Origin of the sequence: Burkholderia alba, from assembly GCF_034721475.1 — a bacterium.
GTDB classification, from domain to species: Bacteria; Pseudomonadota; Gammaproteobacteria; order Burkholderiales; family Burkholderiaceae; genus Burkholderia; species Burkholderia alba.
Genome location: NZ_JAWJWL010000002.1, coordinates 310,400 through 327,572, shown reverse-complemented (window position 1 = coordinate 327,572; position 17,173 = coordinate 310,400). Strand labels below are relative to the sequence as shown.

The following is a 17,173-nucleotide window of genomic DNA, read 5'->3' as shown; positions in this document are numbered from 1 at the left end:
CGTCATGCGCTTTCGCGCAGGAGACGCAGCGAGATCTTCCCCGTGCTCGTGACGGGAAGGTCGTCGACGAACAGCACGTCGGCGATGCGGGGATACAGCGGGAAAGCGGCCCGGTAGCGGCTCAGGATCCTGGCCTTGAAGTCGACGTCCGCGCGGGCGGGCGACGGACCCGGCACGACGAACACCGTCAGTGCGCCGGTCTGCGGATCGGCGAGGAAATAGCTTTTCGCGATGTCGTCGAACGCGTCGAAGTGCTGATGCAGCAGACTGACGTTGATGAGCCGCCCGTTGCACTTGACCGTCTCGTCCTTGCGGCCGACCCAGAACACGATGCCGTCGTCGCGCCGAAACACCAGGTCGCCGGACTCGAACGTCGTGAACCGCTGGAGGCTGCCGTCGGGCAGCAGATAGCCCTGCATCGCGTACGGCGTGCGGTAATGCAGATGGCCGGTCTCGCCGGACGCGCACGGCCGGCCGTGCGCGTCCACGATCCGCAGCTCGATGCGCGGATCGATCGGACGGCCCGGCGCCAGGACGCCCTCGAAGCAGTACGCGTCGAGACGCGGCAGGTCGTCCGGCGTGAGCGGCAGCGCGAAGATCCGCGGGCCGGACTCCGTCTGGCCGAAGTTGTTCCAGACGCGCGCGCCGAGCGCGAGCAGGCGGCGCACCTGCGCCGCGTAGATGCGGTCGGACGCGTTGAGCACCACGATCCCGTCGAAACGCATGCCGGGCGTCGCCTCGGCCAGCTCGCACACGCGCTCGGCGATGCTGCGGATCAGCGGCGCGAAGCGGATCCGGCCGCCGCCCAGGTAGCCGAGCACCTCGTGCGCGGTCAGCGACGCCCGTTCGAGCCAGACGGTCGCGTCCGCGAGCAAGCCGTTCATCATGGTCGAGAAGCCGTACATGTAGTGCGTCGGGAACATGCACAGCACGCCGTCGCCGGGCCGCACGCCGAGATAGCGGCCGACCGCGAGCGCGTTCTCGACGAGTTGCGCCTCGTCGTAGACGACCAGCTTGGGCGCGCTCGTCGTGCCGGACGTCATGAAGACGATCTGGGCGCGCGGCGCGCCGGCATCCGCCCACGCGGCGGCGTCGCCCCTGTCCTCGGCGGCCGCCGGGTCGAGCACGACGACCGGCAGCGCGTCGCAGGCGATCGACCGGGTCGCGATAACCGCCAGCGCGTCGAGCCGGTATTGGCGCAGCGCGGCGGACAGCAGCCTCGGGTCGCACAGGACGATCCGGCAGCCGAGCGTCGACGCGAGCAGCGTGAACAGAAAATAGTCGAACCCCGAGAATCCGACGGCAATCAGGCAGCCGCGCCCGCGCAGTTGCGGCTCCAGCGCGCCGAGCGCCCGGCGGGCCGCGCGCAGCCGCGCGCGCAGGTCCGCGGCGTTCAGACGCTCGCCATGCAGCACGATCCGCCAGTTCGCATCCCGGCCGAGCAACGACGCGAACTTCATGCGGCCGCTCCTTCCAGCACGAGCGACGCGGCGAGCCCGCCCATGCCGAACGAGTTCTTCAGCACGCGCCGCGCGTCGCTCGGCGTGGCGGTCCGCACCACGTTGACAGGACATTCCTCGGCCTGTTCGTCGAGATTGACGGTCGGGGGAATGAAGCGTTCGCGCAGCCCGATCGCCGTGTTCAGCACTTCCATCGCCCCCGCCGTCGCGATCAGATGGCCGTGCAACGACTTGTTGGCGGTGACGGGTATCGCCGGCCGGGCCGGGAAAATCGCGCGGATCGCCTCGGACTCGTGCCTGTCGTTGAGCACCGTCGACGTGCCGTGCGCGTTGACGTAGTCGATATCGGCCGGTGCGCATCCCGCGTCGGCCAGCGCGCGCTGCATCGCGAGCCGCATCTCGAGCGACTGCAGGTGAGGAATCACGATGTGCTCGGCGGCCAGGCTCGCGCCGTAGCCGGCGACGCGCGCGAGCGGCGCGTCGCCGCGCGCCCGCACGGCCGATTCGCGCTCGATCAGGAACAGCACCGCGCCTTCCGCCAGCACGAAGCCCGAGCGGCGCACGTCGAACGGCCGCGAACGGTGCCGGGGGTCGAGGTTCAGGTCGGTCGAGATCACGTCGAGCGATTCGAGCCGAGCGAGGTTGAGCGGATTGACCTTGCCGGACACGCCGCCGACGACGGCCGCGTCGATGCGGCCCTGGCGCAGCGCGAGCATGCCCATCCCGATCGCCTGCAGCGACGCCGAGCACAGACCGACGTGCGCGAGCGCGCATCCGCTGAACGGGATGTGGCGATGAATCGCGCCGAACACCGAGGTCGCGTCGCCGCTCACGAACTCGCTCATGCGCATGTGCGACACGAGCACCCGGATCAGCGCGTCGCGCGATTTGTCGCCGTTCACCTTGTCGACGAGCTCGAGCGCGCTCTGCACGTCGGTGGCCGGCGCGTCCACGCCGACCAGGCAGCCGATGCGCTCGGGCGCGTAGTCGCGCACGACGAACGGCGCCTGCGCGAGCAGCCGCGCGGCCGCCAGATCGCCGTACAGCTGCTCGGCCGGGATGCGCCGCGCCGACGGCCAGCGCACCCGTTCGTTACCTTCTTCCGGCACGCCCGCGTGCTGCGTCGTATAGGTCGAGCAATCGAACTTCTCGATCCTGCGGATACCCGAGCGGCCTTCGCGCAGCGCGGCGCGCAGTTCGTCGTAGCTTCCGCCGAGCGGCGTGACGGCGCCGAAGGCGCTGATGACGATGGCGTCCGAGCCCGGCTTCATTGCCCCACCCCGCTCAGCTTGCGCACCAGGATCGCGCCGATGCCCGACGACACGCCGATGCCGTTGATCAGCACGGGCGCGCCGACGGGAATGGCCGGGTCCGCGATCGCCAGGACCAGATCGATCAGGTTGTTCGCCCGCCCGGTATAGCCGACATGCGGCTTGTACGCGTGCATGACGGCGTTCGGCCACGCGTTCTGCACGGCGTTGCGTTCGGCCTTGCCGAGCGAGGGCTCGCCGTTCTGGTACAGCACCACGTGCGGCACGCCGAGCGCGGCCTCGCCGGGAAAGCGGGCGAACAGCCTCGACCAGTCGGCGCTCGACACGGACGTATCGGGCTTGTACAGCGAATGGACGTCGAGCACCTGCGCGCAGCGCGCGCGCCCGTCGGCCGGGGTGCGTTCGACGACCGCTCCGACGGCGCCGAACGCGGGGATGATCCCGACCGGATGCGACGCGGTACGCAGCAGGCCCATCTTCTCGAACGCGCCCACGTTGTCCGGCGCGGTCATGTCGCCGACGGCCGCGATGACGGCCCGGTCGATCGCGCCGCCCTCGATCTGCCGGTGCGCCTCCTCTAGCGCGCACAGGCTGGTGAGCGACATCCGCTGCAGCGGATAGCCCTCGCCGCGCAGTTCGAACAGCTTCGAGATCTGATACAGCGCGTTGGTGGTCAGAAGGCGCAGCATGTCGAGCGGATTCAGGTGCGCCTTGACCTCGCCGAAGAACCCGCAGCTGTCGAGGCCGCGACGCTCGTGCAGCGGCGCGAGCACGGCCATCGTCGCATCTTCTCCCTCGACGCCCGTGAAGACCGCGAACCGATCGCGCTCCTCGGCCGTGTAGGGCCGGCCGGCCGACGCCGCGTCGAATGCCTCGGCGGCGACTTGCAGCGCGAGGCGCGAACTCGGATTCAGCAGCGACCGGTCCTCGCGCGCCATGCGCTGCACGAGCGGGAACGGCAGGTTGACGCGTGCGTAGTCGCCCGGCTTGGCTGCCGGCGCGAGCGGTTCGCGCCCGGCGAAGTCCACGCCCCGCAACGAAGCGATGTCGGGAAAGACGGCCGTCGCGATGCCGAGGCCGGTGATGTACGACATGGCAAGTCCCCATTCACGTGAGTCGAGAATCGATCGGGTGCGAGACGCCGCGCCGAGCGGGGCGGCGTCCCTGCGGTACGGCGGGAAAGCGCCGGTCAGTTGAACTGCGCGATGCGGCGTTCGATGTAATTCACCGAGAAGTGCGCGTAGAGATCCTGCAGGCTGCATCGCTCGTGGCTGTTCCAGCTCATCACGTCGCAGACCTGCCGCCAGCCGGCGTCGGTCCATTCGGTGCCGGTGTGGCACTGCGGATCGAGCAGCATCCGGTTGAACGGCCACAGGTTCTCGAGGCTGATGCGGTTGTCCACCTTGTCCTTGAGCTCGTAGCACAAGTCGACGTAGTCGATCGAACTCATGTTCAGCTCGCGAAACAGCGAGGCGGAGTCGGCCACCTGCTCGGGACCGCTCAGATAGAGGATTTGCGCGACGATGTTCTTGATGTCTTCCTTCATGGTCCACTCTCCTTGAGTCTCTGGGTCAGCCATTGATGTTTTCGCCGTGGCCGAGATCGACGACGCTTCCCGTCGTCTCGAGCGAGCCGTTCGCGAGCAGCAGGACCGCGCGCGCGACCGCGTCGGGTTCGAGGATTTTCCGCATCGGGATCTGCCGATAGAACGCCGCCGCGTCCTGCGACGCGAGGAAGCGCTCGAACAGGTCGGAACGCACGAAGCCCGGCGCGACCGCGTTGACGCGCACGTTGAAACGCGCCATCTCGAGCGCGAGCGTCTTCGTGAAGCGCTCGATCCCTGCCTTCGACGCGCCGTACGCGCCGTTGCCGACCTTCGGCTTGCGCGCGGCGATCGACGAGACGTTGACGATCGAGCCGCACCGGCGCGCCTGCATGCCCTCCCCGAACGCATGGCAGAACGCCATCGTCGCGCCGAGATTGATCCGCAACGCCTCCCAATAGCGGGCGAACGGGCTGCCGATCAGCATCGCGTCGTCGTTCATGCCCGCGTTGTTGACGAGCACCTCGACGGCCGATTCGGCATTCACGTGATCGGCGAAGGCCTGCACAGCGTCCCAGTCGCCGCCGTCGACTCGAAAGCCTCGCGCCGCGCCGTCGTGCGTGCGCTCCAGCGCCTCGGCCAGCTCGGAGGTCGAGCGATAGGTGAAATAGACGGTGTGGCCGTCGGCGACCAGCGCATCGACGATCGCGCGTCCGATCCCGCGGGTGCCGCCCGTGACAATGGCGAGTTTCGTCATGCGTCGTGCTCCCAGCTGAGGATGCCGTCCATCGCGCTGCGTCCGCTCGCATCGCGCAGCTCGACGTGCGCGGTGGTGCGTGCGCCGTCCTGCTGCAAGCGCCGCAGATGCGCGCTCAGGCGCTCGCCCGGCAGCACCGGACAGGTGAAATTGACTTTGCGCAGGATGAGGGTCCGGCCCGGCCGGGTCGCCGCGACGCCGAGCGCGTCGAACAGCATTTCGATCGCGAGGGTCAGGCTGAACGAACCGGGCAGCACGGGGAACTGCTCGAAGTGCTCGTCGAAGAGCGGCGCGGCGTGCGCCACGTCGATCGTGCCGAAGTGTTCGCCGGCGATCGGAGTCGCCGGCGTCGCGGTGGCAGGCATCATGACCGGTCTCCCGGCACGGCGTCGCCGGCCCGGCCGGCGGGCAGCAGCGCGACGAACACGGTGCCGGACGCGACGGCCGGATAAGTGCCGGCATCGGCGTCGCGCGCCGATACGTCGACGCGATAGCCGTCGCCGTGCTTCGCGACGGTGCCCGCCAGCGCGAGCCGCGGGTAGCCGTCGACGCCGTTCAACGTCAGCTCGCGCAGTTGCGCCGGTACCATCAGCGCCGCTTCGCCGTGCACCGCGCGCGCCGCCTTGACGGCGAACTGATGCAGCGCTTCGACCACGAGCAACGCGGGCCGCGTGCTCGGCCAGTCGAGATACCGCTGCGGATCGGCGTCTCCGGCGAAACGCGCCGGGTCCGACGGATCGCGGATCACGCGACAAAGAGAAAGAAAGCCCCTGCGTGCCGTCTTGCTCTCCCTCTCCAACCTGGAATGGCTCATTGTTGTGCCTTGTTATGTCTGTGTTTTGGCTTCCCGCCCCCCCCCGGCGACCGCTCTCACGCCGGCCGGGTGTGGTGTGTGCATCGACTGCTGATTGGCTGCGAGTGTAGCGATCCGTCGTCGAAAGAAATAATCATGCGACCAATTGCACGAGCAGGCGACGAACCGCACGTGGCGCCGATGGAATGCAGCGTGGACGCAAGGTCACCCGGGCGCCCGGCCGGCACGCCGCCCGGGCATGCGCAGGGACGCCGGGGCGGCCGCCGTTCGTCGGAGGAAAACGCCGTTCGTCCGCGCGTTCCGCCGTTCGTCGCACCGTGCGATACGGGCTCGCGGATCCCGTTAAGGTGGCGGCATGGATCGACTACCCTGGGAGGTGTCCGTGTTGGCGGCCAGCTTGAGTCATGTCACGAAAACCTATGGAGCGGGAACGGTCGCCGTCGCGGCGGTCAGCGACGCTTCGCTCGATATTCACGCGAATCGCTTCACGGTGCTGTCCGGCCCGTCGGGCAGCGGCAAGACGACGATACTCAATCTGCTCGGCGGCATCGATCGCCCGACGCGCGGCGGCATCGTGGTCGCGGGCCAGCGGATCGACACGATGAGCGAGAACGCGCTCGCGGATTTTCGCGCGCGCCACGTCGGCTTCGTGTTCCAGTCGTTCAATCTGCTGCCCGTATTCAGCGCGTTCGAGAACGTCGAGTATCCGCTGACGCTGCTCGGCGTCGCGCGAGCGCGGCGGCGCAAGCAGGTGCTGGCGCTGCTCGACGCCGTCGGCATGGGCGACAAGGCGGATCGGCGGCCCGGCCAGCTGTCGGGCGGCCAGCAGCAGCGCGTCGCGATCGCGCGGGCGCTCGTCACCGATCCGGCGCTCGTGCTGGCCGACGAGCCGACGGCCAACCTGGACAGCGCGACGGGCGCGGCGATCATCGCGCTGATGCGCGCGATGCAGCGCGAGCGCGCGACATCGTTCGTCTTCTCGTCGCACGACCCGCAGGTGATCGCCGCCGCTGACGACGTCGCGATGATCCGCGACGGGCGCGTCGTCGACACCCGCTCCGTCGCTTCGCGCGAGGAGGCCCTGCAATGAGCATCTGGGTTCTCGCCTTTCGCAACCTGCTGCGCAATCGCCGCCGCTCGTCGACGACGCTGCTCGCGATGATCGTCGGCCTGACCGCGATCCTGCTGTTCGGCGGCTACGCGCGGGACATCAACTACGGACTCCAGACCAGCTACGTGCGCCAGGGCGGCCATCTGCAGATCCAGCACCGCGACTATTTCCTGTACGGCAGCGGCGACCCCGTCTCCTACGGCGTCGCCGATTATCGAAAGGTCATCGACACCGTGCGCGGCGACCCCGAGCTGGCGCGCGAGGTGACGGTCGTGACGCCGGTGCTGACGATCAACGGCATCGCCGGCAACTTCGCGGCGGGCGTATCGCGGACCGTGTCGGGCAGCGGGATCGTCGTGGCCGACCAGAACCGGATGCGGCAGTGGAACGACTACGGCTTCGCCGACCGGGCGACGCCCCTCGCGCTGACCGGCAGCGCGACGAACGCGGCCGTGATCGGGACGGGCGTCGCGCGCGTACTGCGCCTGTGCGACGCATTGCGGGTGCCCGATTGCCGCGACCCGGCGGCGGCCGCCCCGGCCGAAGCATCGGGCCTGCCCGACGACATCGCGTCGCTCGCCCGGGCCGAGGCCGCGGCACAACCCGTCCGCCAGTCCGGCAGCGCCCGCCTCGAGCTGCTGACGTCGAACGCCTACGGCGCGCCGAACGTCGCGGAACTGACCGTGATCGCGGCGCAGAAACAAGGCGTCAAGCAGGTGGACGACATGTTCGTGCAGGTGCATTTGCCGCAGGCGCAGCAGCTCGTCTACGGCAGCGGCCCGGACGCCAAGGTGACGTCCATCGTCGTCCAGCTGAAGCACACGGCGGATCTTCCGGCCGCGCGCGCGCGCATCCAGACGCTGCTGCGCACCCGGCTCGCCGGCGAGCCGCTCGAAGTGCTCGGCTTCACGACGCTGAATCCGCAGTACGGCCAGATCACCGGCATGTTCGGTGCGATCTTCGGTTTCATCGCGGTATTGATCGCGACGATCGTGCTGTTCACGGTCGGCAACACCATGAACATGGCCGTGATGGAACGCACGCACGAGATCGGCACGCTGCGCGCGATCGGCCTGCGCGGCACCGGTATTCGCCGCATGTTCGTCTGCGAGGGATGCCTGCTCGGCCTGAGCGGCGCGGCCGCGGGCACGCTGCTCGCGCTCGCGGCGGGCTTCGCGATCAACCGGGCCGGTCTGCACTGGACCCCGCCCGGACAGACCGATCCCGTCGCGCTGTCGGTGCGCGTGTGGGGCGAGTTCGGCATGATCGCGCGCTATGCGCTCGGCGTGACGGTGGTCGCGACGCTCTCCGCGTGGCTGCCCGCGCACCGCGCGTCACGCCTGCCCATCGTCGACGCCCTGCGTTTCGCCTGACTGGAAGACCCCACCATGACACATCCCCACCTTGCCTGGATCATGCGCGCCGCCGGCCTGCTGCTGGCGCTCGCGGCAACCGCGGCCGCCGCGGCGGACCCCACGGCGCAACAGCTGCTCGCGCAGAGCGACGCGGTCCGCAACCCGGACAAGCCGTTCGGCCTGACGACGACGCTGCTCGAATTTCGCAACGGACAGCAGACGGACGCCGAGGTGCTGAAGATCTACTCGAAGGCGGACTCGGCGACCAGCCCGTTCCGCACGCTGGTGCAGTTCGTCGCCCCGGCCCGCGATGCGAACAAGCTGATGCTGAAGAACGGCAACGATCTGTGGTTCTACGATCCGTCCAGCCAGGCCAGCGTGCGGATCTCGCCGCAGCAGCGCCTGCTCGGCCAGGCCGCGAACGGCGACGTCGTGACCGTCAACTGGGCGAACGACTACGACGCGTCGCTCGCGGGCGAGGAAAACGTGGCGGACGGCGAGCACCAGAGCCGCCACTGCTACCGGCTGCACCTGACGGCGCGCGCGCCGGACGTCACGTATCACGCGATCGACCTGTGGATCGCGAGCGATACGAAGCGCCCGGTCAAGGCGCGCTTCTTCGCGGCGAGCGGCAGCGTGCTGAAAATCGCGTACTACCGGCACTATCAGGAGCAGCTCGGCGCGGCACGGCCGACGGAGACCGTGATCATCGACGGCCTGGATCCCGGCTGGGTCACGGTGATGCGCTACTCGGACTACGCGTGGCGCGACATCCCGGACGCGTGGCTGCAGCGTGCCTACCTGTCGCGCTTCAAGGCCGACTGAGCGATGGCGCGATCCCGGGTCGCGGCGCTCGTCTGCGCGGCGGGCCTCGCGGCCGCGCAGCCCGCGCTCGCGGCGGGCGACGCGGACGGCGACGCGCTGCGCCTCGCCGACGCGGCAACCGCCGCGCCCGTGACGCCGAGCAATTGGCGCGGCACGTTCGAGGCGGCCCTCGCGAACTACACGGCGGCGAGCCAGACCGGACCCGTGACGCTCAACGACACCGCGCGCGTGTCGAACACGCTGTCGTACGACGGCACGTTCGGCAACTGGCGGGCGATCCTGTCGAATCGATTCGATGCGGGATGGCGCGCGGGCACGTCGCAGTACAACGCGGTCGACACGCTGAAGCAGGCCTACGTGAGCTGGCAGGCAAGCCCGAACGCGATCGTCGACGCCGGCCGCATCAACCTGCGCGAAGGCGTCGCGTCCGGTTTCAATCCGACGGACTTCTTCAAGGCGGGGGCGCTGCGCTCGGTGGTGTCGATCGATCCCGAAAGCCTGCGCGAGAACCGCCTCGGCAGCGTGATGGCGCGCGGGCAAATGCTGTGGAACGGCGGCTCGGTGACCGCTCTGGTGTCGCCGCGGCTCGACACGCAGCCGAACGACGCGACCTTCAACCCCGACCTCGGCGCGACGAACGCGCGCACGCGCTACATGCTGAGCGGATCGCAGCGCCTGTTCGGCGACTTCGCGCCGCAATGGCTGCTGTACGGCGGCGAAGGCATCGCGCCTCAGCTCGGCGTGAACGCCACGGCGCTGATCGACAACGCGACGGTCGGCTTCCTCGAATATGCGATCGGCCGCGGCAGCGCGACCGAGGATTTCGCGCAGACCTCGTCGTCATGGACCTCGAAGCTCGCGACGGGCGTCACGCACACCTTCGCGAACAAGCTGTCGCTGACGCTCGAGTACGATTACGATGGCGCCAGCGCGAGCGCCGCCGCCTGGCGGGCGCTGCAGGGCGACCCGGCGCGATACTGGCGCTATCGCGATGCGGCGAGCGTCGCGCAGGAACTGATGACGCGGCACTCGCTGTTCGTGTATGCGTCGATGCCCGACGTCTTCGTGCAGCATCTGGCGCTGGCCGCGATGGCGCGCTACAACCTCGACGATCACAGCTACTTCACGTGGCTCGAGGCACGCTATCACTGGCCGCGCACGGACTTCGCCGTGCAGTGGCAGAGCAATCACGGCTCGTCGCGCAGCGTCTACGGCGCGCAGGCGCAAAGCGAAATCGTGCAGGGGATCGTGACGTTCTTCTTTTGAGCGGACCCGCCAGCCTGGGCGCCGGGTGGGCCGGCCGGCACGCGGCCCGGCGTCGCCGGGAACCGAGGTCGACGAACGGCTCGCCGCGCGCCAAACGAATCGCCCGGCGCAATGCGTCGGGCGTCGACGCGTGCCGTGTCGACGGCGCGACGCGGGGGCGTCCGAACGAAGCGCGAAAGTGCGGCGCTATCGCTTCGCTCGAGAACGCCGCCCTCGCCGGCGGCCGGGCCGGTTCAGCGCGATTCGAACGCGGGCGCGGTCCCTTCGTCGGACGATCCGTTCGCGTGACGGATGCAGCGCGTGACCACGTTGATCGCCCGGCCGAGCGGCATGCCGACGAGCAGCCCCCAGACCGCGAACGACAGGATCGCGAAAGACCCGGTGGCCGCCCACGGTCGCGACGTGGCGATCGCGTAATGAATGAACGTCTCGGCGGCGAAGGTCAGGAGCAGCGTGACCAGCAGGCTGGCATCGCCGGGCAGGCGCACCAGCATGCCTTCCGATCCGGTTCTGAACTGCAGCAGCCAGCGGCGCGCGTGGAACCAGCCGAGCGTCGCGCCCGCCGCGAGCGCGGCCAGCGCGGCCGCGTAGGGGTCCACCCCCGCTCGCGGAAACAGATGGCCGAGGCTCGACAGACCGAGCCCGACGAACACGAGCGGAAACAGGATCGGACGCACGGGCCGGACTTCGCGCGCGAAGCAGCGTTTCACGCCGATATAGACGAGCGCGCAGAACAACACATAGACGTAGGTCGGGAGATGTGGCATGGGATACCTGTTCGAGAGTGCCGCGAGCGGCGGAGATGTCAACGACTATAGCCGCCTGCCGGCCCGCGCGCGGCGCTTTGCGATGAACGGCGGGAATTTGCTGATGAATGGCGCTGACGCCCGGCGAATGTCCGCGCGGAGCGGCTGCGCCGTCGGGGCCACCCATGCGCGCTGCTGCATCGCAGCAGCGCGACGACGCGACGCAAGCGCTCCGGGCCACCGCGCGAATCGGGGCTGTCGCGCGCGCGTCGTCGCGCCCGATCGCCGGTGGTGATACCGATATGAATTACGCTACCATCCGCTATCTGCACTCGCTCGCCGCCATGCAAAGCAGGCTCCTCCCCTTCCTGTCGTCCGCGCCCCAGGCCGGTCCTGCCCATCGAGGGCGGTCGCTGCTGGGTCTGCTCCTTTTCAATTCCTGCGTCGGGCTGATCTTCTGGGCCACCCGCCGCAACGAGGCGCTGCTGCCGTACCTGGTCGTCGCGAACGGCATCGGTTTCAGCGCGTCGCTGCTCAGCGTCGCCGCCGACCGACTCGTGCGCGGCAAGCTGGCGCTGGTGCCGAAGATCCTGATCGTCGCGCCGGCGAGCGTGTTCATCGGATTCGAGATCGCGGCGTCGACGATCGGGCACGTTCCCCACCTGATCGGCCACGCGGGCGTCAAGGTATGGCTGGCCTACGGCTCGTCGTTCGTCGTCGCCGGCGCCGCCTGTGCGTTCGTCTCGGTGTTCGTGCAGGCCGCGCGCATGCGCACGTCGCTCGAGACGCAGCGGCGCGAGGCCGCCGAGGCGCGCCAGGCCGAAACGGCCGCGCGGCTCGCGCTGCTGCAGGCCCAGATCGAGCCGCATTTCCTGTTCAACACGCTGGCGAACGTGCAAAGCCTGATCGAGCGCGATCCGACCCGCGCCACGACGATGCTCGACAGCCTGAACCGCTATTTGCGCGCGAGCCTGAGCCGCACGCGCGAGGCCACTTCGACCCTGGAGGAAGAGCTGGAACTCGTCGAGGCGCTGCTGAAGATCGCGACGATCCGGCTCGGCGAGGAGCGCCTGCGTTATGCGATCGACGTGCCGGCCGCGCTGCGGGCGCTGCCGCTGTCGCCGCTCCTGTTGCAGCCGCTCGTCGAGAATGCGCTGCTGCACGGCATCGAGCCGTCGGTCGACGGCGGCGAGGTCGTCATTCTCGGCACGCGCGACGGCGGCCTGCTCGTGCTGAGCGTGAGCGACACGGGCGTGGGACTCGGCAACGGCGGCACGAAGCTGCACGGCGGCGTGGGGCTCGCGAACGTTCGCGCGCGGATGATCAGCCTCTATGGCGAGCGCGGCCGCGTGTCGGTCGGCGCGAATGCCGACGCCGTGCGGGGCGTGACCGCAACCTTGCTGATCCCGATCGATTGATATGCCGACCGCCCTGATTGCCGACGACGAACCCAACCTGTCCGCGGAACTGGCCGCGCGTCTCGCGCCGCTATGGCCGGAGCTCGAGATCGTCGGGATGCCCCGCAACGGGGTCGACGCCCTCGCCGAGCTGAATGCGAAGCGCCCGGATTTCGCGTTTCTCGACATCCGGATGCCGGGGATCGACGGCCTGAAGATCGCGAGCCTCGTGCCGCACGTGCATGTGGTGTTCGTGACGTCCTACGATGAATACGCGGTCCAGGCGTTCGATCAGTCGGCGATCGACTATCTGCTGAAGCCGGTGACGGACGAGCGCCTGCTGCGCTGCATCGTCAAGCTGCAGCGCGGCGGCCCGGCCCCCGCCGATACCGCGATGCTGGCGAACGCGCGCGAGCAGCGGGATGCCGCGCCGATCCGCTGGCTGACCGTGGGCCTCAAGGACACGACGCGGCTCGTGTCGGTGGACGAGGTGCTGTACTTCCAGGCCACGGACAAATACACGGAGGTCGTGACCGCGGGAGAGCGGCACGTGATCCGCACGCCGCTCAAGGAAATGCTGCAGCGGCTCGATACCGAGCGTTTCGCGCAGGTGCATCGCGGCGTGATCGTCGCGTATGCGGCCATCGATCACATCGAGCGCGATCTGCTCGGCCGCCTGCGTATCCACTTGCGCGGGCACGGCGATGTGCTGCCCGTCAGCCGCGCGTGCGCGGGTCTCTTCAAGCAGATGTGACGCCCGCTCATGGCCCGTCTATGCGCAATACGTCGGGCTGAGATTCGAACTGGCGCGCGCGGTCGCGGGTCGTCGTCAGCGCGGCGTCGGCCTGCATCGGCACGTACATCGTGCCCTGGCGGGTGGCGCACAGTTCGGATTGCGCAAGGAATTCATTCGGCATCGCGAAACGTCAGCCACGCACGCTGCGCAGGCTCGCGGCCGCTTGGGCCGGGAGCGTGTGGATCAACGGGTCGTATGCGCGATTCATGCGCTGGTCCCACGCGCGGTTCGCCGTGCCGATGCAGTCGGTCTGGCCGGCTGTCGACTGGTGAGCCGCATCGTCCAGGCAGCGTTCGAGCTGGCTGTCGGTCCGATCGGGAGGCGTCGCCGGAGCGCACCGCGCGTGGAGCGGCATCATCAGCGCGGCCGCGAGCGCGCGACGTTTGAATGGCGTCGTGTCGAACGGAATCGTTGGGGCAAAGGTATGCGGCGAACAACGCGGGAATGCGCGCTGCCCATGCGTGGCGGACGGGATGCGCGATATCGCTCGGGCGATCCGCCAAGCCGGACCGCCAAGCGGTCCGTGCAGCGGCGACCGCAGGCGAAGGCGGACTCGTCGGGTCTGCTCGCCCGCGGTGCCCTTCAGTGCGCGGCGCGGCTGCGGAGACTTTCCCGGACCCGTTTCGCGACAAGGACGGCCAGATAGTCGTGAATCCTCGCGCCGTCGCTGTATTCCGCCAGCGTTTCCTCATAGAGACGCGACACCGTTTCGGGCGGCACGCGGGTCTCCAACGCGATGGACTGGACGATCTCGGCGACATCGATCTGGGCCATGTTGCTCCCCGGCTTGAAACGAACGGTTAAGGGCACACACGCGGACGCTTATTGGAAGCGTTCAAAACCGGCAACGCCAATTGAATCGGTCTATCGGGTCGAACCGGCCCCGATTCTTGTGCTATATGCCGGCGCGCCGCCCGCGACCCACGCGACCCACGCGCCCCTCGCGACCTCGTCGTCTCGCCCGCATCGGGGTGCGCCGAACGAGCCTGTGCGCTCGGAGCCGCCGGGTCGATTCATGCACATCCCCCGCCGGTAGTCGGCAGCGCGGGCGCGCGCGTTGGAATCCGCACGGGCACGGCGACCGATAGCGGCCTGGTGCCGGCCGGCGTCTGAATTTGGGTGGGTGAACCGGATACCAGCTGAATCGTCGTGCCGGTACGCGTCATGAGCACATCGACGATCCGCCCTTGCCAATGCAGGCCCCGTATCGCCAAGGTTCCAGGCAATACCGACTCGCTTGGCAATGCGGGATCGAACTCCATCATGTCCGTGCGGAATCGATAACCGGTCAACCCGTGCGTCATGGTCTGCAAGAACGCGCCGGCGCCGGTCAGAAACGGCAGCGCGGGGTGCGTGATATAGGCGTTCGCGTCGGGATACTGGGCAAGATCGCGCGTTTCCCAATAGTTGAGAAACGGGCCGCGCATGAACGGCGTCGTCGCCGCCTGAAACTGAGATGACATCGAGCATGTGCCGAGCTTCGAGGCGATGATCGAGAACCCCGCGTCGCCGAACCCCGGCCGATTGCTGCGCGTGATCGCGGAATACGCCCGATAGTCGTTCAGCGCCCTGCCCGGCGGCAGCGGATATTGCGCAGGGTATTGAACGAGAAGCGAGTCGATCTGAATCGGCTTGTAGGTTCCCGTCGTCGTGAAGCCTGCGTACTCGGCCGTCACGTTCGCGACGTTCGGATCGGTCGGAATCGCAACGTTCTGATAGGCGGCCCAGGATGGATTGATCGTCTTGCCCGCCGCGGGTGCAAGCTGCTGGAGAATTTGCATCGTGCGCCACATGCCGGCATTCGTGAACGCATGATCGTTGACGTTCGACGCGGTCTCGTCGACACCCTGAACGTTTTTCAAGGTGTATTGACCGGAGCCGTTCTTGACCGAGACAGTTCGGAACCAGTCGCCGATGCCCGAAATCATGTCGAATGCGCCGCTCTTGAGCCAGGCCGTGTCGGCTGTCGTTGCATAGTAATCGTACAGCCCCATCGCGATATCGCCCATCAGATGCGGCTGAGGCAGCGCAGTGCGCCAATCGGGATTGCCGTATGCGTAAGGCTCGCGGCGCGACCACGGCACGTAGGCGGGCGTGCCGACCTTTGGCGTGATCGACAGCGCTTGCGCGCTCGCTTGCGCGGTGGTCAATTGCTTGACCCGGTAATTGACGATCGTACCGGCAAGATCGGGGTTCAGAACGAGCACCGGCGGAAGCATCCAGCTATCCGCATCCCAGTAGATCTGGCCATCGTAGCTGAGGCTTCCCAGCCCGGCCGGCCCCACGCTCTCGGTGCCGTCCGGGCGAAGACTCGAATAGAGGTTGTAGCCCGCGGAATGGATGCGCTGCTGCAGATCCACGCTGCCGGGCGTGACAATGTCGCTGTTCCAGATCTTTTCCCATGCCGCGAAGTGGTTGGCGAGGATCGTGTCCGGCGTGGATGTCATCGCCGCCGCGATCGCGGACGCCGCGACGTTGCCGGCATCGCTTGCCGTGGCGGCTACGCCGACGCCGACATGCTTGACGAAACGATACGTCACGCCCGCCTGAGCATTGAACGTGACTTGCGTGCCGTTGGTCGTTGACCACTGGAAGGTCGTTGCGGCGGGAAGCCCGGTAGGCGGGACCACCCGCTGCTGGACAACCGCGTACTTCATGTTCGAAGCCGATGCCGGGCCATTGACGACCGTCACGCTGGCGGTTTGCGTCGGGGCGGACTGCGCGCGCTGAACGACGGTGGTGGCATTGCCGCTGATATCCAGATCGGCGATGACGGAAAGCTGAGTGGTGGTCGTTGGCGTGACCTCCAGCGTCACCATCCCGTGGTGTTCGTCGTTACGGTCAGCGATCGACGCTATTTTTACGGAAACGAGATTGCTGGCGGATGTGATCGGCTGCAGATCGCTCGCGACCTGGAACGTCGTCGTTACGATGCCGTGCTGGGTATCGAGTTGTTGCGAGTAGTGCTTTACTCTCGACGCAAGACTCGTCAGATTCAGGTCCAGCCACCCGCTCGATGTCGCGAGCGTCAAGCCCGTCCAGAGCGGAAGGTCGCCGATATAGCTGCCGTCGCCGGTCGGAAAATCCGCGGCAAACGCAGACGTTCTGCGAAAGCGGTAGGTGGTCCATCCGTTCGTATCGCTGCTCGACCAGTAACCCTGGCCCAGCGGTCCAATCTGCGCGCTCAGGTAGCCGTTGCCCACGTAGGTTATCGACCCCGGATCGGTCGTCGTGAACTGCGTATTGGTCAGCAGCCAGGTCGACGCATCGGCAACCGGCCGAGGCAGCGGTTCAGCGGGCGCCGTGGCGCCGTTTCCCGATGGCACGCCGTTGGAAATCCGGGGCGACGCGGTGCCGTCCGCCCCGGTAGCGGCTTCGTTGCTCTGCCGGGATGAACCTGAACCGGCGACGAGACCTGCGCTGCTCGTCTGCGTGTCATCGCCACCGCATGCGGTCAGCATGAAGGCGGTCAGGATCGCTGCTTGGACACCCTTTCCTCGTTGTACCCTGTTCATGTTTCTCATCCAGAGGCATGCAAAGTCATCCTGTCGATCCGGACGACGGATCGGCTTTCCCTGCAACGCGGAATGCTCTGCCGACGCGATTAATTAACAAAGGAATCCGAACGAATCCAGACCCGCAAGCACCATGGCGTACGGCGCCAAGGAAATTGGTGCTTCAAGGTTGGTAATGTCCGGTTTCCCCGGGGCATTCAAATTAAAACCAATTTAATACCAATCGATCCCAATCTAGCTCCACCGAAATAAATTGCCTATAGCGGGTAAACCCGCAAAATGCGGCACGGCGATCCACGGCACGCCCCCCGCTGCGC

The 17,173-nt window shown here is 67.9% G+C and carries 18 protein-coding genes; 6 read left to right on the top strand and 12 right to left on the bottom strand.

Features of this window, described 5'->3' with window-relative positions; all coding sequences use genetic code 11:
- Positions 1-2 precede the first annotated feature (2 nt).
- The 7 genes from RZR99_RS03170 to RZR99_RS03140 all read right to left on the bottom strand — a co-directional run bounded on the left by RZR99_RS03170 (position 3) and on the right by RZR99_RS03140 (position 5,845).
- Positions 3-1,460, bottom strand: a complete 1,458-nt coding sequence (locus RZR99_RS03170) for a long-chain fatty acid--CoA ligase (protein ID WP_323118281.1) — start codon at positions 1,458-1,460, stop codon at positions 3-5.
- Positions 1,457-2,731, bottom strand: a complete 1,275-nt coding sequence (locus tag RZR99_RS03165) for a beta-ketoacyl-[acyl-carrier-protein] synthase family protein (RefSeq protein ID WP_323118280.1) — start codon at positions 2,729-2,731, stop codon at positions 1,457-1,459. Before RZR99_RS03165 ends, RZR99_RS03170 begins: the two co-directional genes overlap by 4 nt.
- Positions 2,728-3,825: a beta-ketoacyl synthase N-terminal-like domain-containing protein gene (locus RZR99_RS03160; RefSeq protein WP_323118279.1), complete on the bottom strand. Its 1,098-nt coding sequence runs from the start codon at positions 3,823-3,825 to the stop codon at positions 2,728-2,730. Before RZR99_RS03160 ends, RZR99_RS03165 begins: the two co-directional genes overlap by 4 nt.
- 95 nt (positions 3,826-3,920) lie before the next feature.
- Complete coding sequence (locus tag RZR99_RS03155; RefSeq protein ID WP_323118278.1) at positions 3,921-4,277, bottom strand: acyl carrier protein; 357 nt, start codon at positions 4,275-4,277, stop codon at positions 3,921-3,923.
- 25 nt (positions 4,278-4,302) lie between these two features.
- Positions 4,303-5,031, bottom strand: a complete 729-nt coding sequence (locus tag RZR99_RS03150) for an SDR family NAD(P)-dependent oxidoreductase (protein WP_323118277.1) — start codon at positions 5,029-5,031, stop codon at positions 4,303-4,305.
- Positions 5,028-5,399: a hotdog fold domain-containing protein gene (locus RZR99_RS03145; RefSeq protein ID WP_323118276.1), complete on the bottom strand. Its 372-nt coding sequence runs from the start codon at positions 5,397-5,399 to the stop codon at positions 5,028-5,030. The genes RZR99_RS03150 and RZR99_RS03145 overlap by 4 nt, the downstream gene beginning before the upstream one ends.
- Positions 5,396-5,845 carry a hypothetical protein gene (locus tag RZR99_RS03140; RefSeq protein ID WP_323118275.1) on the bottom strand — a complete coding sequence of 150 codons (450 nt, stop codon included), beginning with the start codon at positions 5,843-5,845 and terminating at the stop codon, positions 5,396-5,398. Before RZR99_RS03140 ends, RZR99_RS03145 begins: the two co-directional genes overlap by 4 nt.
- 382 nt (positions 5,846-6,227) lie before the next feature.
- Here RZR99_RS03140 and RZR99_RS03135 point away from each other — a divergent pair, with 382 nt between their 5' ends.
- The 4 genes from RZR99_RS03135 to RZR99_RS03120 are packed head-to-tail and all read left to right on the top strand — an operon-like array spanning position 6,228 to position 10,402.
- On the top strand, positions 6,228-6,935 hold the full coding sequence (locus RZR99_RS03135) for an ABC transporter ATP-binding protein (protein ID WP_407655397.1): 708 nt from the start codon (positions 6,228-6,230) through the stop codon (positions 6,933-6,935).
- Positions 6,932-8,329 carry an ABC transporter permease gene (locus tag RZR99_RS03130; RefSeq protein ID WP_323118273.1) on the top strand — a complete coding sequence of 466 codons (1,398 nt, stop codon included), beginning with the start codon at positions 6,932-6,934 and terminating at the stop codon, positions 8,327-8,329. The genes RZR99_RS03135 and RZR99_RS03130 overlap by 4 nt, the downstream gene beginning before the upstream one ends.
- 15 nt (positions 8,330-8,344) lie before the next feature.
- The gene (locus RZR99_RS03125; protein WP_323118272.1) at positions 8,345-9,136 is read left to right on the top strand and encodes an outer membrane lipoprotein-sorting protein; all 792 of its coding nucleotides are present in this window, start codon (positions 8,345-8,347) and stop codon (positions 9,134-9,136) included.
- Between the two features lie 3 nt (positions 9,137-9,139).
- On the top strand, positions 9,140-10,402 hold the full coding sequence (locus RZR99_RS03120; RefSeq protein WP_323118271.1) for a hypothetical protein: 1,263 nt from the start codon (positions 9,140-9,142) through the stop codon (positions 10,400-10,402).
- A gap of 233 nt (positions 10,403-10,635) precedes the next feature.
- On the opposite strand, the gene RZR99_RS03115 is transcribed toward RZR99_RS03120, so the two are convergent.
- The gene (locus RZR99_RS03115) at positions 10,636-11,169 is read right to left on the bottom strand and encodes a hypothetical protein (protein ID WP_323118270.1); all 534 of its coding nucleotides are present in this window, start codon (positions 11,167-11,169) and stop codon (positions 10,636-10,638) included.
- A 323-nt stretch (positions 11,170-11,492) separates the two neighbouring features.
- Between RZR99_RS03115 and RZR99_RS03110 the strand changes: the two genes are divergently transcribed.
- Both RZR99_RS03110 and RZR99_RS03105 read left to right on the top strand, forming a co-directional pair.
- On the top strand, positions 11,493-12,566 hold the full coding sequence (locus RZR99_RS03110) for a sensor histidine kinase (protein ID WP_323118333.1): 1,074 nt from the start codon (positions 11,493-11,495) through the stop codon (positions 12,564-12,566).
- A 1-nt stretch (position 12,567) separates the two neighbouring features.
- Positions 12,568-13,299: a LytR/AlgR family response regulator transcription factor gene (locus tag RZR99_RS03105; RefSeq protein WP_323118269.1), complete on the top strand. Its 732-nt coding sequence runs from the start codon at positions 12,568-12,570 to the stop codon at positions 13,297-13,299.
- A gap of 7 nt (positions 13,300-13,306) precedes the next feature.
- Here RZR99_RS03105 and RZR99_RS03100 read toward each other — a convergent pair whose 3' ends face one another.
- The 4 genes from RZR99_RS03100 to RZR99_RS03085 all read right to left on the bottom strand — a co-directional run bounded on the left by RZR99_RS03100 (position 13,307) and on the right by RZR99_RS03085 (position 16,856).
- Positions 13,307-13,462, bottom strand: coding sequence for a hypothetical protein (locus RZR99_RS03100; RefSeq protein ID WP_323118268.1), 156 nt, complete (start codon positions 13,460-13,462; stop codon positions 13,307-13,309).
- 9 nt (positions 13,463-13,471) lie between these two features.
- Positions 13,472-13,699: a lysozyme inhibitor LprI family protein gene (locus RZR99_RS03095; RefSeq protein WP_323118267.1), complete on the bottom strand. Its 228-nt coding sequence runs from the start codon at positions 13,697-13,699 to the stop codon at positions 13,472-13,474.
- A 224-nt stretch (positions 13,700-13,923) separates the two neighbouring features.
- A complete protein-coding gene (locus RZR99_RS03090; RefSeq protein WP_323118266.1) occupies positions 13,924-14,115 on the bottom strand; it encodes a DUF3562 domain-containing protein in 192 nt (63 codons plus the stop codon).
- Positions 14,116-14,354: 239 nt separating this feature from the next.
- Positions 14,355-16,856 (bottom strand): glycosyl hydrolase family 65 protein, encoded by a 2,502-nt coding sequence (locus RZR99_RS03085; RefSeq protein ID WP_323118265.1) that lies wholly within the window; start codon positions 16,854-16,856, stop codon positions 14,355-14,357.
- Between the last annotated feature and the right edge of the window lie 317 nt (positions 16,857-17,173).

Coding starts and splice junctions, on each gene's coding strand:
- RZR99_RS03155 (WP_323118278.1), bottom strand. CDS start 4,277: ATGAAGGAAGACATCAAGAACATCGTCGCGCAAATCCTCTATCTGAGC.
- RZR99_RS03115 (WP_323118270.1), bottom strand. CDS start 11,169: ATGCCACATCTCCCGACCTACGTCTATGTGTTGTTCTGCGCGCTCGTC.
- RZR99_RS03160 (WP_323118279.1), bottom strand. CDS start 3,825: ATGTCGTACATCACCGGCCTCGGCATCGCGACGGCCGTCTTTCCCGAC.
- RZR99_RS03125 (WP_323118272.1), top strand. CDS start 8,345: ATGACACATCCCCACCTTGCCTGGATCATGCGCGCCGCCGGCCTGCTG.
- RZR99_RS03110 (WP_323118333.1), top strand. CDS start 11,493: ATGCAAAGCAGGCTCCTCCCCTTCCTGTCGTCCGCGCCCCAGGCCGGT.
- RZR99_RS03105 (WP_323118269.1), top strand. CDS start 12,568: ATGCCGACCGCCCTGATTGCCGACGACGAACCCAACCTGTCCGCGGAA.
- RZR99_RS03100 (WP_323118268.1), bottom strand. CDS start 13,462: ATGCCGAATGAATTCCTTGCGCAATCCGAACTGTGCGCCACCCGCCAG.
- RZR99_RS03150 (WP_323118277.1), bottom strand. CDS start 5,031: ATGACGAAACTCGCCATTGTCACGGGCGGCACCCGCGGGATCGGACGC.
- RZR99_RS03170 (WP_323118281.1), bottom strand. CDS start 1,460: ATGAAGTTCGCGTCGTTGCTCGGCCGGGATGCGAACTGGCGGATCGTG.
- RZR99_RS03165 (WP_323118280.1), bottom strand. CDS start 2,731: ATGAAGCCGGGCTCGGACGCCATCGTCATCAGCGCCTTCGGCGCCGTC.
- RZR99_RS03090 (WP_323118266.1), bottom strand. CDS start 14,115: ATGGCCCAGATCGATGTCGCCGAGATCGTCCAGTCCATCGCGTTGGAG.
- RZR99_RS03095 (WP_323118267.1), bottom strand. CDS start 13,699: ATGATGCCGCTCCACGCGCGGTGCGCTCCGGCGACGCCTCCCGATCGG.
- RZR99_RS03145 (WP_323118276.1), bottom strand. CDS start 5,399: ATGATGCCTGCCACCGCGACGCCGGCGACTCCGATCGCCGGCGAACAC.
- RZR99_RS03120 (WP_323118271.1), top strand. CDS start 9,140: ATGGCGCGATCCCGGGTCGCGGCGCTCGTCTGCGCGGCGGGCCTCGCG.
- RZR99_RS03140 (WP_323118275.1), bottom strand. CDS start 5,845: ATGAGCCATTCCAGGTTGGAGAGGGAGAGCAAGACGGCACGCAGGGGC.
- RZR99_RS03085 (WP_323118265.1), bottom strand. CDS start 16,856: ATGAACAGGGTACAACGAGGAAAGGGTGTCCAAGCAGCGATCCTGACC.
- RZR99_RS03130 (WP_323118273.1), top strand. CDS start 6,932: ATGAGCATCTGGGTTCTCGCCTTTCGCAACCTGCTGCGCAATCGCCGC.